Here is a 15,064-nt window from a genome sequence, read left to right as displayed (position 1 = left end):
GTTCGTCCACGGTCCGTTCGACGAACGCACGCCGAGCGGGCGTCGGCGATGCCGCCGTGTCGGGTTCGGGTGGCGGTGGCGGGTATGGTTCCATCCCTCGGTGGCAGGCGTCCACCGGGTCCTGGCCGCCGACCGTGAAGGTGCGGCAGCGACCTGAGCACAGCGCAGCGGTCGTCGCCGGGTCAGGCTTGCGCATGCCGCGGCCGCATGCTCACTTCGTTTCTCCATCAGGGCCGGAGGGAGGGCGGGTGAGGCGGACCATGGCGCGGTACAGCACGGTGGGTGCGGGGGCCGGCTCCAAGGGCGGCAGGTCGGCGCCGGGGGTGGCGTAGGCGCGCAGCATCTGGCCGACCAGGCGGCGCCAGGTGTCGGGGGCGGCGTCTTGGCTGGCGGCGATGACGCCGGCGTTGGCCATCAGCAGGATGACCATGTCCTGGTCAGTGAAGTCCTCGCGCAGGTGGCCGGACGAAGACGATGGCGTCGGTCTGGTCGGCGGTGGCCGGGTCGAGGGGGAAGTACGTGTGGTCGGCCGGGACGCGGGGGGCCGGCTTCCGGTCGAGGACCGCGGCCAGGCGGACGGGATTGATGACGGCGCGAGCGTCAGGGAGGGACGACAGCAGCCCTTCGAGGGTGTCAGGCTGGGGGACGTCGGAGCCGCGGGTGCCGAAGGTGATGGCTGCGAAGGCGTACTGCTCGCCGAGGCGGGTGCCGACGATCGCCCCGGCGCTCCACCACTCCAGCATCCGGCCCGCCGGCGGGCCCCAGCCCTCCGGCAACAGCCAGCGGCTCCTGTCCTTTTGCAGGTGGCGGGTGTGAGCGAAGGCGAGGGTGGGGCCGCGAAGAGCCTCGCGGCCCACGATGGCGTCGAGGTTGTCGGCCATCATCGCATCGCGCAGGCACATCAGCGTGCCGACGCGAGTGCCCGAAGTGTCGGCCATGCCTGCGTGGTAGCGCAGGAGCCCCGCAGCGGTGCGGGCGTACAAGTCAGCGCGCCACCAGCCGTCCGGGGAGACGATGGCCGTCAGATCAGGGAGGTGCGCGGTGAGCAGCGCGCGCAGATCGTCGGCGATCAGGCGTAGTTCCTTGGCCTCAGGGGTGCGGCCGACGGATCGGGTGGGATCCGTGGTGACGGCAGGGTCGGTCCAGCGCTCGTCGGGGCCGAGCAGCTCGTCGAGGGTCTCGCGGCTCCAGGGCAGGTCGAGGTGGGCGGCGAGGCAGTCGTACAGCGCGGTCAATGCGGGGCGGGGACTGGCAGCGCCGGTCATCTCCAGAGGGCCGTCGAAGCCGTAGAAGCGGAGCTGCTCGTGCGGCGTACGCTGCTCGTTGTAGGCGCGCATCCAGCGCACGAGCTCGCGGTTGGCGGGTGAGAGGCCATGGCTGAAGATCCGGCCATGATCTCGTAGGTGTTGCGGCCCATGAGGAAGGCCCCGGCCTCCCACAGCCGGCTGACGAAGTACTCCGCCTGCTTCGGGTCGTCGATGCTCATCATGACGTCCCGGGTTCCGTGTCCCCGTCAGCGCTCTTACCGTCGAGCGAGACGTAAAAACCCCAGAATCAACTTCCGCACCCGGTGCCTCCATGTGTTTCGTCCCGCGCCGGGACGGTCCCAGCACGGCCATCCCGCTCCGCGCCATCGACACCCCTCACGCAGCAGGAAGCTGCTCCCCGCGACGGCACGGTCGCGGCGTCACCGGAGCCGGCTGGGCCGCAGGTCCTGCGCGGTGACCCCGCCAACGATCCACAGCCGATTCGATGGCAGATAATTAGAGATAGTACTATCTTGCATCGAAGCATTCGGGAGTCACTGCGGCCGGCGCCTGCACCGACGCCTCATGCCGCGAAGTGCCAGAAGCAACGTGAACGGGAGCAACCATGCACACCCTCATCCGCGACGTCCGTGTCTTCGACGGCGAGCGCACCGTCCCTCGCACGGACGTCCTGATCGCCGGCGACCTGATCGCGGAGCCCGACGGGCGTCCCGCGGACGTGGAGATCGACGGCTCCGGCAGGACGCTGATGCCGGGCCTGATCGACGCGCACACCCACGTCTCGGACGGAATGCTCGCGAAGGCACTGACCTTCGGGGTGACCACCGAGCTGGACATGTTCTGCCTTCCGGGCAACCTGGCCCGCCAGCGCCGCCTGGCCGCCGAGCGTGACGACGTGGCCGACCTGCGCAGCGCCGGAGTGCTGGCCACCGCGCCGAGCGGCCACCCCAGCCAGATCATGGCCGCCGAGAGCGAGGCACTGGCATGGCTGGGCGACGCGGTCGGCCCGTTCGACACCATCGGCGACGCCGGTCGGGCCAAGGAGTTCGTGGAGGCACGGCTGGCCGAGGGCATCGACTACCTGAAGATCGTGATCGACGACGGCTGCACCGCCGGACTGGATCTGCCGGTCCTGAGCCCCGGCGTCGTGGCCGCCCTGGTGGAAGCCGGCCACGCGGCCGGGCTGCGGACGATCGCGCACGTCGCCACGGCGCGCGACACCGTGCTCGCGCTGGACGCGGGCATCGACGGGCTGGCGCACGTCTTCCACCACAGCGAGCCGGGCGACCCGACCGTGGAGGACCTGGCCGCCCGCATCGCGGCCCACGGAGTATTCGTGATCACCACGCTCACCTACATCGAGACGATCGCGCAGGACCCGGCGGGAGCGGAGCTGGTGCGCGACGAGCGGATCGCCGCCCGGCTGTCCGAGCGGGACAGGGCCGCCGTCGACCGGGACCACTCGGCGGTGCCCGTCCATCCGGACGGCGTCGCCCACGCCCGGCGCGCCACCGCCGCGCTGCACGAGGCCGGGGTGGCGTTGCTGGCCGGCACGGACGCGAACTTCTTCGCCCCGGTGCACGGAGCCGCCATGCACCGTGAGCTGCTCATGCTCACGCAGGCGGGCCTGAGTCCCGAAGCCGCTCTGGCCGCCGCCACGAGCGGCCCCGCCCGGGCGTTCGGGCTGACCGACCGCGGCCGGGTCGCGCCCGGACTCCGGGCCGATCTGCTGCTGGTGGACGGCGACCCGACCCGCGACATCACCGCCACCCGCGCCATCGCCGAGGTGTGGCGGCGCGGCGTCCGCCGGTTCGGCTGACACCCCGGGCCTGGGGAAGGTCAGGCCCAGGACTCCAGCAGGCCGCGCAGGATCCGGTCCGGCGCGGCGGCGTCCTGCGGCCTCAGGGCCGCGCCGAGATCGGCCAGGTTCGCCGCGTGCTCGGTGAGCGTCTTGTCGATCGCGGGCGGGGATCCGCCGAAGGGATCGCGGCGGTGCCGGACTGTCCCGTGAAGCCGTGGCGAGCTGGTGGCGCCGGCGCCGGCGCCGGCCCCGGCGCTCTCGCGCCGGGCGGTCAGGATGACTGCACTTCGTCGAAGAGGGCGAGGGCCTCGGTGGGGTCCGGGCTCACGAGGCGTTCCAGACCAGCCATCGTGAACTTCGCCCACCTGCCGGCCCGTGCCCACATCTGTTCCTCGAAAGCGCGGACGGACTCGTCCAGCTCGTCAGGGCCGTGGGCGGCGACGACGGACTCGGCGAGTTCGGCGCCTTCCAGCATCGCGAGGTTCGCGCCCACTCCCAACGGGGGCATCAGGTGGGCGGCGTCGCCCAGGAGCGTCACCCCGGGGACGTGGGCCCAGGTGTGGGACACGGGCAGGACGTAGAGGGGGCGGTGGACGAAAGCGGTGCCGTGGCGGAGGAGGTCGAGGACGGGAGCGGCCCAGCCGTCGAACAGAGCGAGCAGGCTTGATCGCACGGCCTCGACGTCGGCCAGGTCCACGCCTGCGTCCAGACCCGCGCGCCGATTCAGGCCCAGATGACGGTCCGGGTTCGTGTGCCAGTCCAGCGGCGCGCGGAACTGGGCGTACACCTTGACGTGGCCGCCACTGTTGCGCTGGGCGACGAGGCCGCGGTTCACGCCGTACACAGCCATGGAACCGTCGCCGATCAGCCGGGCGAGGTCGGGGTGGCGGGTGTCGACGTCGTCCAGGGAGGTCTCGACCGCGGTGATGCCGGTGTAGTGCGGCGTCGCGGACGAGACCGCCGGGCGGACCCGGGACCAGGCGCCGTCCGCGCCGACCACGAGGTCGAACGTCTCATGTCGCCCGTCCGCGAAACGGACCAGCACGCCGTCCCGGGTCCCCGGCTCCACCTCCGTAACGCCCCGCCCCCACTGAACGTCCAGAGGGCCGAGCAGCAGGTCACGGAGTTGCCCCCGGTCGATCTCGGGATTGGCCCGGTCATCCGGACGGGGTTGCCAGTCGCGGAGGACGGTTCCGTCGGTGTCCAGGATGCGCATGGCCTGCCCCTCGGGACGGGACAGCGCCTGGAACTCCGCCAGCAGCCCCGCCTTGCTCAGCGCTGACTGACCCAGCCCTTCGTGCATGTCCAGCGTGCCGCCCGGGGGACGGGCATCGGGGGCGGGATCGCGTTCGAGGACGGTGACGGGGTGATCGTGGCGGTGCAGGACGCGGGCGAAGGTAAGGCCGGCGGGTCCGCCTCCAATTACAGCGATACGGTGTCTCATGTAGAGACACTGTATTTTAGTGAGACGGTGTATCGCAACAGGATGATGCATCCATGACGGTGTGGGACCGGCCCGAGCCGCCGGCTCGGCCCGCGGCTGTACGGATACATCCACGGGCCGCTTCCCGGCGCCGGCCAAGGCCGAGACGGCGGGCCGGCGCGCAAGACGCGCGCTCATGCCGCTGTCGCATCAGGCCGGTGACATGCCTACCGGGCGGAGATGCCGGACGAAGAACAGAGCCGAGTCGTCGACTCCGATTGCCGCATCGAGCACATTTCCGATCCAGATCGGAGGCTTCTACTCCTGATTCGGCGCGTCACGCCCGCCGCTACGTCCTGTATCGGAAGAGGATCCGGCCGCGGGTGAGGTCGTACGGGCTGAGTTCGACGAGCACCCGGTCGTACGGCAAGATCTTGATGTGGTTCTTCCGTATCTTCCCGCTGATGTGCGCTAACACTTTGTGTCCGTTCTGCAGCTCCACCTTGAAGTTGGCGTTGCGCAGGCACTCGACCACGGTGCCCTCGACTTCGATGCCGCCTGCTGTTCTTGCCATATTTTCGCCCTTCTCCGGTCGGTGATGGTGAGGTCGGTGAGGAAAGGAATGCCGTTGACGCAACCGTGATCGAGGCGCCTCGGCAGACGCGGTACCCGCGGACGGCGGCCGCGACCGGCCGCCCCGCACGCTACGGGAACCGATGCTCGCTCATCAGTGCCACGCGTGCTTCCGGTCCGGTCCTCTCGCGAGGTGATGCGGTGGGGCATCAGCGGAGCACCAACTCCAGGTTGCTGCTCGCACGCCGGGCGCCGACGCCCTCGAACAGGGCCATGGCCGCCGCGTTGGACTCGTTCACCTCGGCTGATGCTGTTTCGATCCCGGAGCGGTGCAGCGAGCCCAGCACCTGGGCGAGCAGCGCCCGAGCGATACCGCGGCGGTGGTGGTCGGACCGGACTGCGATCAGCCCGATCCGCGGCTGCCTGGTCACCGGCGCTAACCGGATCAGTCCCACGTAATCATCGGACTGCGCTGCCGCCGCGTACTTCGACGGGTCCAGCAGGGTGACGCCGTCCGGGCGGGGCAACACCTCGGCCGGCATCTCCTGCCATCCGACGGTGGCCTCGACCTCGTCGCGGATCGCCTGGTCCAACGTGCGCAGAGGGCCCTCCTCCGCCTCGCCGACCGCCACCATCGTCACGCCCGGCGGCGGTAGCACCGAGTCGAGTCCCGTGACGCGCGGGTCGGTGGGCACGAGGTACTCCCACTCACGGCGTCGGGTCGTGAAGCCGGCTCGCTCCCAATGGGAGGTCAGGTCGAGGTCGGCGTCGTCGACCAGCGTGTACAGCGGACTGGGCAGGTCCGCCAGCATGGCGTCGGCGAGCCGGTCGAAGACCGCGCAGTGCCATGCGTCGATGCTGACGAAGATCCGCCCGTCGGGCCTGCGCGAAGCGTCACCGCGGCCGACCACCCGGTCGTCCGCCACAGCGTGCCATTGCTTGTCCGCGACCCGCGTGATGGCTACGGCATGCTCGCCCATGCCCGAAGTGAAATGCACAGAGTCCATAGGTGTTGCCTTTCGGGATTGCCTGATCGAGGCGCTCCCGGCGACACCTACGTCAATCGCCCGACCGTGACGACGAGGGGAGCACCCACATCGATACAGCGTTCATGGGTCTCACCTCCTTACGTGATGTCACGGTGCGCGGAACGCTAGCAGCCCGAACGTCGTCCGGTCCAACCATTTTCCGCCGGCCAACGCGGCGGGCCGCCGATGAGCTCATCCGCCGCAAGTCGCGCGGCCACCCCAAGGCCCAGGCGCCCGCGCGTCGTTGATCCGGTGACAGCCGCCGCGTCAACGAATCCCCGCCTTGGGCCTGTTCGCGATGGTCCTGCGCATCACCGAAAGCTGGCTGGACGCACCCCAGCCCTGGCCGCCACTACCCGAACCGACCCCCGCTCCGCCCGTCGGCTTGCGAGCACCGTGCCGCCCTCCTGCAAGCAGTGCGCCGCATCGCCGCCCCCCGCACTGCCGATCAGCCGGACGACATGGACGTCAAGCCAAGAGCGGACCGGTCCGCTGCCTCACCCGGCCGTACATCGTCTACCGCGGCAGCGACGAGGGCCGGGCGCCCGTCCGGCGCGGCTGGGGAGTCGTCGCGTTGACCGGTGTTTCGACGGCTGCCGTGGGTGAGTTGAGCACGGCCCCGCCTACAACCATGAGCTATCGTAATTGCGAAGAATCGTAATTGCTCAATAGGCGCGGCTGCGTTGTCCGGCGCCGAGGGAAGCGGGGGATGACGTGAGCACGGGACTTGCCGCCGCAGTCCGGGAGCGGGCGCGGCTGGCCGGACAGGCGCTGCGGGCCGCCCGTCAGGGCGGGGACGCCCACGCGGTCCTGGTGGCCGAGGGCGAATGGGAGGACGTGCGGCGGCTGGCCGAGGCGCACGCGGTGAGCCTCGGCGGTGTCGAGGAGGCGCTCGACGCCGCCGCGCCGGTCGAGGCCGGCGGCACAGGGCCGGCGGGGGGCGACGCGACGTGACGTCGGTCCCGCTGTACGAGGCCAAGGCGGAGCTGTTCCGGCTGCTGGGCCATCCGGTTCGCATACGGGTCCTCGAACTGCTGCAGGACGGCCCGCGACCGGTCCGGGAGTTGCTGGCCGCGATCGATGTGGAGCCGACCGGGCTCTCACAGCACCTGGCGGTGCTGCGACGTTCGGGCCTGGTCACCGCCCAGCGCGACGGCACCACCGTGGTCTACGCTCTGGCCGGCGGCAGGGTGGCCGGGCTGCTGCGCGCGGCCCGCGAACTGCTGGCCGAGAAGCTGTCGGGGCAGCACGAGCTGCTCAGCGAGCTGTTGGAGGACAGCACCGGAAGCGGCGCCTCGTGAACCTGCCGACCTCTGTGGGCTGGCCGGCCCGCCTGCGCGCGCTGCTGCCCGCCCGCGCCGACCTGGTCGCGCTCGGCCGCCACCCGCGACGGGACCTGCTGGCCGGGCTGACGGTGGCGATCGTGGCGTTGCCGCTGGCGCTCGGGTTCGGCATCTCCTCCGGGCTCGGAGCCGAGGCGGGGCTGGCCACCGCGGTGGTGGCCGGCGCGGTCGCCGCCTTCTTCGGCGGATCGGCCCTGCAGGTCTCCGGCCCGACCGGAGCGATGACCGTGGTCCTGGTGCCGATCATGCACGAGCACGGCGCCTCCGGTGTGCTCACGGTCGGAGTGCTGGCCGGGCTGCTGCTGATCGCGCTGGCCCTGGCCCGTGCCGGCCGTTACATGGCACTGGTTCCGGCTCCGGTGGTGGAGGGCTTCACCCTCGGCATCGCCTGCGTGATCGGCCTGCAGCAGATCCCGGCCGCGCTCGGCGTACCGGCCGCGGACGCCGACAAGGTCACGGTCGTGGCGTGGCTGGCCGTACGCGACTTCGCCGCCCATCCGTCCTGGTGGCCGCCGGCGATCGCCGTCGGGGTGGCCGCGTTCATGCTGGCGGGTGCCCGCCGGCGGCCCACCATGCCGTTCTCCCTGATCGCGGTCGCCGCCGCCACCGCCGCGGCCGAGCTGACCGGGCTGGACGTCGCCCGGATCGGGCAGCTGCCCGCCGGACTGCCGGCTCCCTCGCTGTCCTTCCTGGAGGTGAACACGCTGGCTTCGCTGATCGCCCCCGCCGTGGCGGTCGCCGCCCTGGCCGGCCTGGAGTCGCTGCTGTCGGCCACGGTCGCCGACGGCATGAGCGTGAGCCACCGCCACGACCCCGACCGCGAGCTGCTCGGCCAGGGCCTCGCCAACCTCGCCGCGCCGCTGTTCGGCGGTGTCCCGGCCACGGGGGCGATCGCCCGCACCGCGGTCAACGTCCGCGCCGGCGCCCGCTCCCGCCTGGCCGCGGTGGCGCACGCGGCCATCCTGTGCCTGATCGTGTACACCGCCTCCGGGCTGGTCGCCAAGATCCCCCTGGCCGCTCTGGCGGGTGTGCTGCTGGCCACCGCCGTCCGCATGATCGAGGCCGGCTCGGTCAAGGCGATGCTCGCCTCCACCCGCGGTGACGCGCTCGTCCTCGTGCTCACCGCACTGGCCACGCTGGCCCTCGACCTGGTCCAGGCCGTCATCCTCGGCCTGCTCGTGGCCGGTGTGCTGGCGCTACGCGCCATCGCCCGTCAGGTACGCCTGGAGGCCATGCCGCTGCGCCCCGACCTGCCCGGCGACCACACCGACGAGGAACACGCGCTGCTGGCCGAGCACATCGTCGCCTACCGCCTGGACGGGCCCCTGTTCTTCGCCGCCGCCCACCGCTTCCTGCTCCAGCTGTCCGAGGTCGCCGACGTCTCGGTGGTCATCCTGCGCATGTCCCGTGTCACCACCATCGACGCCAGTGGCGCCCTCGTGCTGGCTGACGCCATCGATCGGCTCCAGCGCCGCGGCATCGCCGTCTACGTCTCCGGCATCCGCGACGGCCACCATCAGCCCCTGCGCGCCCTGGGCGTGATCACCCGCCTGGACCAGGCCGGGCACGTCCTCGCCAGCACCCCACACGCCATCGCCGCCGCGCGCGACCACCTGCAGCACACCGGCGTCCTGGCCGTCCCGCCCTCCGACACCATGCCCGGAATGCCGGCCCGGTGAGCGAGAAGCCCCTTCTGGTCTCGCCGGTTACGACGACACCACCCCGGCACCGACCGGTGGCCGGATCAGCGGGTGTCCGCGCGCGTGGCGGTCAGAGCACGCGAGCGCCTTGGGGTCGAGTTGTGACGAACGCAGGCCGGCCGGATCACTCGGCCACCGTGAAGTAGGCGGCCGGATCAAGGGAGTTGAGCGCGATCCAGCGCTGCGCCGTCGCTTCGGCGGGCGCCTGGCCGCCGCCCGCCGAAGCGCGGAAGAAGCCCTGTACGTCGAGAGCGATGCGGGGATCGTCGTCGATGCGCCGCGCCATGTCGTAGTAGAGGGCCAGCTCATGGACGCATCGCGGGGTGGCGGCCGGGCAGGAGCAGTCGACGGTTTCGAGGACCGGCGCGGGCGGATGGCCCGCGTCGGCGATCGCGCGGTACAGATCGTCAGTGAGCAGGGGCTGGATGCCGCTCAGGTGACGGGAGATCTCGGCTGTCGCCCCCGCGGACATCGGCGCGACCTCGATCGTGACCACCGTGGTGCCGCGACCTCGGTGCACGGCGGCGCGCACGGTCCGGCCGTCGAACGTGATCTGCACCTTTCCGTCGCGCACCATGCGCCGCGCACCCGGCAGCTGGGGATCGGGACGGGTCTGGCGCAACGACTCGGCGAACCGGACCCAGTCCTTGCCCCACTTCGTGTAACCGTAGTCGTGGTCGGCCATGGTCAGTGGGCTCGCTTCCGGCGTAGGACCTCGATGAGACTGTCGTCGTCCAGGCGTGTCAGCTCGGCGACGCTGGACATGTCGGCGATGTCCGACAGCGCGGACTTGCGGTTGTGCATGGCCGCGATGTGCTCCTCGACGGTGGTCCCGGTGGTCAGGGTGGTGACGGTGACCGTGCGGGTCTGACCGATCCGGTGGACCCGGTCGGACGCCTGAGCCTCCACGGCCGGGTTCCACCACCGGTCGAAGTGGATGACGTCGGCCGCGCGCGTGAGCGTGAGCCCGGTGCCCCCGGCCTTCAGGCTGAGGACGAGCACCTGCGGACCGTCGTCGGACTGGAAGCGGCGGACGATGTCGGCCCGTTGCTCCTGGTTCAGGCCGCCGTGGAAGAATGGCGTACTCACCCCGAACTGTTCGGCGAAATGCCGGACCAGCAGCTCACCGGTCTGCCGGTACTGGGTGAAGACGAGGGTCGGAGAGCCGTTCTCCAGGTTGTTGGCCACGATGTCGGTGCACAGGTCGAGCTTTCCCGACCTGCCCGACAGCTCACCAAGGTCGTCCGTGATCAGGCTCGGATGGTTGCAGACCTTCTTGAGCGAGGTCAGGGCCGCGAGCACCTTGGTCTGCCGCTGGGCGCCACTGCCGAAGCCGTCGTCGATGACCTGCTCCAGCAGCCGGTCGTACAGCCTCTCCTGCTCCTCGGTGAGGTCGCAGATGAGATCGGCATGGATCTTGGGCGGGAGCGACCCCGCGACCTGGGACTTCTTCCGCATCAGCACGACCGGCTCGATGGCCCCGCGCAGCCGGGCGGAAGCGGCCGTGGAGCCGTGCGCGATCGGCCGCACGAAGCGATGGCGGAACTGCGTCCGGTTCCCGAACAGATGCGGTGCGACCAGATTGAGCAGGGCCCACAGCTCGTCGAGGTGATTCTCGACGGGCGTCCCGGTCAGGGCGATCCGCGCGTCGGCCGCGATGGCGCGCGCGGCCTTAGACACCTGCGTACGGGGATTCTTCAGGACCTGCGCCTCGTCGAAGACCGCGGTGCTCCACTGGATCCCCGCCAGGTCCGGGCTGTGCGTGCGTAGCGTGGGGTAGCCGGTGAGCGCCACCGTACCCCTGTCCACCGCGGGCAGCGGCCCGCCGCGCCAGATCGTGGTGCGCAGGTCGGGTGCGAACCGCGCGATCTCGTGTGCCCAGTTCCCCACCAACGACGTGGGACAGACCACCAGTTGCGGCCCCTCCTCGGCCCGTCCGGCGACACAGCCGATGGTCTGCAGGGTCTTGCCGAGTCCCATCTCGTCGGCCAGCACCGCGCCGCTGTGCGTCTCGATGGTCTCGCGCAGCCAGCTCACCCCGCGTGCCTGATACGGGCGCAGCTTGGCGGTGAGCGTCGCGCGCATCTCGGCCCCCACCGAGGTGGTGCGGCGGAAGACGTCGCTCGCGTGCTCCGGCGTCGTGACGGCGACACCGGTGGCGTCGGGGACCGCGTGCGCGGCGATCGGCAGAGCCGACTCGCCGCCCGCGATCCACGAACGCCAGACGTCCACCGACCGGCCGGGGGAGTCGAGGGGCACGGCCGCGAGCCGGTCCGGCTCGATCAGCACGCAGTCGACGTCGGACACCTTGAGCCCGCCGAGGTCCGGCGTCGGGACGACCAGGGGGACGGTCTCGACGTCACCGACCGGCGGGGCCGCTCCCACGGCGCCGTCGGCCCAGGTCCACAGGGCGAACATGTGCCGGTCGGGCAGGTACGTGGCCTGACTGTACGACCGCGCCTCGGAGAGTTTCTGCCTGGTTCCCATGGCGTCAGCGGGCTCCCACGTTGTCGCCCTCGCGGGCGGTCAGGTCCTCGGCCCCGGCCCGGGGGGCCCTCTCGTCCGCGGTCGGGCCGCCGTCCCGCACGGGCTCCGGCGCGCCCCCGGCAGTCGCGGGCTTGCGGACCGAGCGCAGGGCGAGCAGCAGCACGGCCGCGCCGAAGAGCGCGATGAACATGATCCAGACCGCGCCGACATGCATGGCGTGGACGTACGCGTCGTCGGCGGCGTGCCCGAGCGCGGGCAGGTGGGACGTGGTGGCGATGTGCCGCGCCTGTTCGGCGGAGACCCGCGCCTGCTCCCGTAGCGGTCCGGGGACACCGTCCAGCGACGGCTCGATCGCGCTTCGGTACACGATCGACATGATCGTGCCGCCGACGGCGATACCGATCACACTGCCGGTCTGGCGCACGGTGTTGGTGACGGCCGCCCCGGCACCGGCCCGCTCCAGCGGCAGCGTGCTGATCAGCGCCGCGGTCACCGGGCCGAGCACCATGCCGATGGACAGACCTTGGACCAGCAGCACGACCCCGATCCAGACGAGGGGCGTGCCCAGTCCGAAGAGCCCGTACGCGCCCATGGTCAGCGCCGCGACGATCAGCGCCGGCACGGCGACGAGCCGCAGCGACCAGCGGTGCACCAGGCGGGCGCCGACGGGCGCGCCGAAGATCGCGCCGAGCGCGGTCGGGAGGCTGGTCAGACCCGCCTCGATCGGCGAGTAGCCGCGCGCGCCCTGCAGGTAGAACGCGTTGTAGAAGGTGACCGCGGACACGGCGAACAGGAGCAGGCCGAGCGCCACGTTGCCGCCGCCGAACGCGCGCTGGGCAAGCAGCCGGGGATCGAAGCTCGGCATCCTGCTTCGCAGTTCGACGCGGACGAACACGGCCAGCAGGATCAGCCCGCCGACGATCGGCGCCCAGACGTCCGTACGGCCCCAGGCCGCCACCTGACCCGCGCGGATCAGTCCGTAGGCGAGCGCCGCGAGACCGGTGATGGACAGCAGCATCCCGGCCGGGTCCAGCAGGCGCACGACGGGGCTGCGAAAGTTCGGGACCAGCAGGGCGATGCCGATCAGCGCGAGGACCACGACAGGGACGTTGACCAGGAAGACCGAGCCCCACCAGAAGTGGTCGAGCAGCACACCGGCGAGCACCGGGCCCACGGCCATGCCGACACCGGCGGAGGTCGAGGAGATGGCGATCGCGGTCGACCGCGCCGGGCCGGTGAACGTCCATATGAGGATGGCCAGGTTGGCCGGCATGATCAGCGCGCTGCCGACGCCCATCGCCGCCCGCGCGGCGATGAGCTGCCCCGCGTCGCCCGCGTACGCCGCCCACACCGAGGACGCGGCGAAGACCACCAGGCCCGTCGCGAGCACGACCCGGTGGCCGAAGCGGTCGCCCAGCGCACCCGCGGTGAACATCAAGGTGGCGAAGGCCAGCGTGTACGAGCCGGTGGCCCACTGCAGCTCGGCCGGGCTGGCGTTCAGCCCACGGACCGGGTCCGCGAGGGTCTCCAGGGTGGTGCTCAGGACGGTGTTGTCCAGCCAGATCAGCAGTGAACACAGCATAAGAACGGCAAGGATCAACTGCTGCCTGGACTTCGGCAACGTGGATGCAGGCATGAATACCTTTGGATTCGGTCTGAAAAACTGACGAGCAGACCGTAGGCGACTATCGGGCGTGTGTCAATTCTCAGACGGCCGGTAACGGTGGCGATTTTTCGGCGCCCTCGAGGGCATGCCGCCAGGTGCTCTGTCAATTCTTGAAGACGGGAGCGGACCGGCGGTTCAGTGCGCCCCCGTGGGCATGCCGCCAAGCGCCCTGTCAAGTTCTGATCCTGTTGTTTGACTTCGCGTGAATTCTGTGTCCCACCCCCGGCGTTCTGCCTCTGCCCCGGGCCCAGTCCCGCCCGGCGTCCCGCGTCGTGCGCTGCACCGGTGAGCAGGAAGGGGTGGGCGCCATGCCGGTGCCACCACGTGGGGGCGGTCCTTTCGACCTGCCGGTTCAGCAGGCCGAAAATTCTTCTCCGCATATTTTTCTAATGGGGAGAAGAATTCACCCCGGATCAGCGGAACAGAAGTCGCCGGGGTATGCATGGAGAGGCAGGGGATGACCCTGCATGGCCAATGGTGGAGCGAGAGCGAAAGTTACGTCTCGGACATTCTCTGGGTGTCCTCATTGGATTCGTACCGTGCGGTTCTGCACTGGCGCGGTCAGGTGATCTCAGGCGCCGAACTCAAGTGAACAGCAACTCGAGCGCGACACCTTTCGCGATCTCAGCAACCGACTGGACGAAGCCTTCGGGACCACCGGTCAGAACATCAATGGGTGGGGCGCGAATAGAAGAACCGCCAGAGCAAGCCTGGGGCCTGGGCTGGGAAGGCCCCATCACCCTCGTCCGGCCGCGTTGCTCGACCGCCTGAACGAGCTGCGCCCCGATCCCCGGCACTGGATCGAGGGCCCCCGATGACCACAGAACTGGAGTGAGCGTGCTGAGCAGGAAAGACTTCCCGCCGGACTTCACCTGGGGCACGGCCACGGCCCGCGTACCAGGTCGAGGGCGCCGTGACAGCCGACGGCCGCGGCCGGAGCATCTGGGACACCTTCGCCCACACACCCGGACGGATCGCCGACGGAAGAACCGCAGACGTCGCCGACGACCACTACCGGCTGTTCGTCCCAGTGCCCAGCCGGGCAGCGAGAACATCGTCACCGTCGGCACCGGTCTTCCCGCACGCAGATGGACTGGCCGATCCAGGCCACCGGTCTCCGCGACAGCACATCACCGTCGCCCGGCAAGTCGTGGGGGAGGGGCTGCCGCTGAAGGGATATCTCGTCTGGCCCCTGATGGACAACTTCACCAGACACCGCTGCGGTCGACCAGGGCCCGCCCTGCTGGCTATTCGGTGTCAGTCAGGTGCTTCAGGAGGGTCTGGCTGATGTCGCCGAGCTGGCGGATCTGTTCGGGCGACAGGAGATCAATGAGGTGGGTGCGGACGCTCTCGACATGGATGGGGGCGGCGGTCTCGAGCGCAGCCTTTCCTTCGTCGGTGAGGACGGCGAGCCAGCCACGCCGGTCGCCCGCGTAGTGCTCCCGGCGTACCCACCCGGCCTGTTCCAGCTTATTGATCGCGTGGGAGATGCGGCTGGGCTTGGAGTTGGTCCAGTGGGCCAGTTCGCTCATGCGCATGGTTCGGTCGGGACTCTCCGACAGCAGGACCAGCAGTTCGTAGTAGGTGGGCGGCATGCCGGCCGCAGCCTGCAGGTCGCGCTCCAGTCGGTCGGTGAGCAGGCGCATCGCCAGCCCGAAAGCGCGCCAGGTGTGTTGCTCGTCGTCGGTGAGCCATCGCGTCATGCCAACCATCGTACGCAAATGTTGCGCACTGAAATACCTTGATGTACTGTCCTGCTCAATCTTCAAGCACTG

Annotated in this window: 13 protein-coding genes and 1 pseudogene; 5 read left to right on the top strand and 9 right to left on the bottom strand. The window is 70.5% G+C overall.

The window, feature by feature from the left end; translation table 11 throughout:
* Positions 1–211: 211 nt before the first annotated feature.
* Positions 212–430, bottom strand: a complete 219-nt coding sequence (locus MTP10_RS33225) for a hypothetical protein (RefSeq protein ID WP_310714551.1) — start codon at positions 428–430, stop codon at positions 212–214.
* A 7-nt stretch (positions 431–437) separates the two neighbouring features.
* Complete coding sequence (locus MTP10_RS33220) at positions 438–1,337, bottom strand: erythromycin esterase family protein (RefSeq protein WP_310714604.1); 900 nt, start codon at positions 1,335–1,337, stop codon at positions 438–440.
* Positions 1,338–1,872: 535 nt separating this feature from the next.
* On the opposite strand from MTP10_RS33220, the gene MTP10_RS33215 reads away from it, so the two are divergent.
* Positions 1,873–3,087: an amidohydrolase family protein gene (locus tag MTP10_RS33215; RefSeq protein WP_310714550.1), complete on the top strand. Its 1,215-nt coding sequence runs from the start codon at positions 1,873–1,875 to the stop codon at positions 3,085–3,087.
* Positions 3,088–3,340: 253 nt separating this feature from the next.
* On the opposite strand, the gene MTP10_RS33210 is transcribed toward MTP10_RS33215, so the two are convergent.
* The 3 genes from MTP10_RS33210 to MTP10_RS33200 all read right to left on the bottom strand — a co-directional run bounded on the left by MTP10_RS33210 (position 3,341) and on the right by MTP10_RS33200 (position 6,045).
* On the bottom strand, positions 3,341–4,513 hold the full coding sequence (locus MTP10_RS33210; RefSeq protein WP_310714549.1) for an NAD(P)/FAD-dependent oxidoreductase: 1,173 nt from the start codon (positions 4,511–4,513) through the stop codon (positions 3,341–3,343).
* A 328-nt stretch (positions 4,514–4,841) separates the two neighbouring features.
* A complete protein-coding gene (infA, locus tag MTP10_RS33205; RefSeq protein WP_310714548.1) occupies positions 4,842–5,066 on the bottom strand; it encodes a translation initiation factor IF-1 in 225 nt (74 codons plus the stop codon).
* 208 nt (positions 5,067–5,274) lie between these two features.
* Positions 5,275–6,045 (bottom strand): GNAT family N-acetyltransferase, encoded by a 771-nt coding sequence (locus MTP10_RS33200; protein WP_310714547.1) that lies wholly within the window; start codon positions 6,043–6,045, stop codon positions 5,275–5,277.
* 762 nt (positions 6,046–6,807) lie between these two features.
* Between MTP10_RS33200 and MTP10_RS33195 the strand changes: the two genes are divergently transcribed.
* The 3 genes from MTP10_RS33195 to MTP10_RS33185 are packed head-to-tail and all read left to right on the top strand — an operon-like array spanning position 6,808 to position 9,115.
* On the top strand, positions 6,808–7,047 hold the full coding sequence (locus MTP10_RS33195; RefSeq protein WP_310714546.1) for a hypothetical protein: 240 nt from the start codon (positions 6,808–6,810) through the stop codon (positions 7,045–7,047).
* The gene (locus MTP10_RS33190) at positions 7,044–7,394 is read left to right on the top strand and encodes a metalloregulator ArsR/SmtB family transcription factor (RefSeq protein WP_310714544.1); all 351 of its coding nucleotides are present in this window, start codon (positions 7,044–7,046) and stop codon (positions 7,392–7,394) included. Before MTP10_RS33195 ends, MTP10_RS33190 begins: the two co-directional genes overlap by 4 nt.
* Entirely contained in the window at positions 7,391–9,115 is a 1,725-nt protein-coding gene (locus tag MTP10_RS33185; protein WP_310714543.1) for a SulP family inorganic anion transporter, read from the top strand. Before MTP10_RS33190 ends, MTP10_RS33185 begins: the two co-directional genes overlap by 4 nt.
* 145 nt (positions 9,116–9,260) lie before the next feature.
* On the opposite strand, the gene MTP10_RS33180 is transcribed toward MTP10_RS33185, so the two are convergent.
* Genes MTP10_RS33180 through MTP10_RS33170 form a run of 3 tightly spaced genes read right to left on the bottom strand, consistent with a single transcriptional unit; the run spans position 9,261 to position 13,205 of the window.
* Positions 9,261–9,821 carry a hypothetical protein gene (locus MTP10_RS33180; RefSeq protein ID WP_310714541.1) on the bottom strand — a complete coding sequence of 187 codons (561 nt, stop codon included), beginning with the start codon at positions 9,819–9,821 and terminating at the stop codon, positions 9,261–9,263.
* A 2-nt stretch (positions 9,822–9,823) separates the two neighbouring features.
* The gene (locus MTP10_RS33175; protein WP_310714538.1) at positions 9,824–11,623 is read right to left on the bottom strand and encodes a DEAD/DEAH box helicase; all 1,800 of its coding nucleotides are present in this window, start codon (positions 11,621–11,623) and stop codon (positions 9,824–9,826) included.
* Positions 11,624–11,627: 4 nt separating this feature from the next.
* Positions 11,628–13,205 carry an MFS transporter gene (locus MTP10_RS33170; RefSeq protein ID WP_310714536.1) on the bottom strand — a complete coding sequence of 526 codons (1,578 nt, stop codon included), beginning with the start codon at positions 13,203–13,205 and terminating at the stop codon, positions 11,628–11,630.
* 921 nt (positions 13,206–14,126) lie between these two features.
* On the opposite strand from MTP10_RS33170, the pseudogene MTP10_RS33165 reads away from it, so the two are divergent.
* Positions 14,127–14,313 (top strand): annotated as a pseudogene (locus MTP10_RS33165) (family 1 glycosylhydrolase); the annotation flags it as partial.
* A gap of 223 nt (positions 14,314–14,536) precedes the next feature.
* Here the strand turns inward: MTP10_RS33165 and MTP10_RS33160 are convergent.
* Positions 14,537–14,992: a MarR family transcriptional regulator gene (locus MTP10_RS33160; RefSeq protein ID WP_310714535.1), complete on the bottom strand. Its 456-nt coding sequence runs from the start codon at positions 14,990–14,992 to the stop codon at positions 14,537–14,539.
* Between the last annotated feature and the right edge of the window lie 72 nt (positions 14,993–15,064).

The sequence above is a fragment of the Nonomuraea sp. 3-1Str genome, from assembly GCF_031570565.1.
Classification (GTDB): Bacteria; Actinomycetota; Actinomycetes; order Streptosporangiales; family Streptosporangiaceae; genus Nonomuraea.
Note: the sequence above shows the minus strand (reverse complement) of the source record. Positions and strands in the feature narration are given on the sequence as shown.

What these genes read in the sequence shown, in the direction of transcription:
- MTP10_RS33160 (WP_310714535.1), bottom strand. Translation starts at nt 14,992, where the DNA reads ATGACGCGATGGCTCACCGACGACGAGCAACACACCTGGCGCGCTTTC.
- MTP10_RS33170 (WP_310714536.1), bottom strand. Translation starts at nt 13,205, where the DNA reads ATGCTGTGTTCACTGCTGATCTGGCTGGACAACACCGTCCTGAGCACC.
- MTP10_RS33180 (WP_310714541.1), bottom strand. Translation starts at nt 9,821, where the DNA reads ATGGCCGACCACGACTACGGTTACACGAAGTGGGGCAAGGACTGGGTC.
- MTP10_RS33220 (WP_310714604.1), bottom strand. Translation starts at nt 1,337, where the DNA reads ATGCGCGCCTACAACGAGCAGCGTACGCCGCACGAGCAGCTCCGCTTC.
- infA (WP_310714548.1), bottom strand. Translation starts at nt 5,066, where the DNA reads ATGGCAAGAACAGCAGGCGGCATCGAAGTCGAGGGCACCGTGGTCGAG.
- MTP10_RS33175 (WP_310714538.1), bottom strand. Translation starts at nt 11,623, where the DNA reads ATGGGAACCAGGCAGAAACTCTCCGAGGCGCGGTCGTACAGTCAGGCC.
- MTP10_RS33210 (WP_310714549.1), bottom strand. Translation starts at nt 4,513, where the DNA reads ATGAGACACCGTATCGCTGTAATTGGAGGCGGACCCGCCGGCCTTACC.
- MTP10_RS33200 (WP_310714547.1), bottom strand. Translation starts at nt 6,045, where the DNA reads ATGGGCGAGCATGCCGTAGCCATCACGCGGGTCGCGGACAAGCAATGG.
- MTP10_RS33225 (WP_310714551.1), bottom strand. Translation starts at nt 430, where the DNA reads ATGGTCATCCTGCTGATGGCCAACGCCGGCGTCATCGCCGCCAGCCAA.
- MTP10_RS33215 (WP_310714550.1), top strand. Translation starts at nt 1,873, where the DNA reads ATGCACACCCTCATCCGCGACGTCCGTGTCTTCGACGGCGAGCGCACC.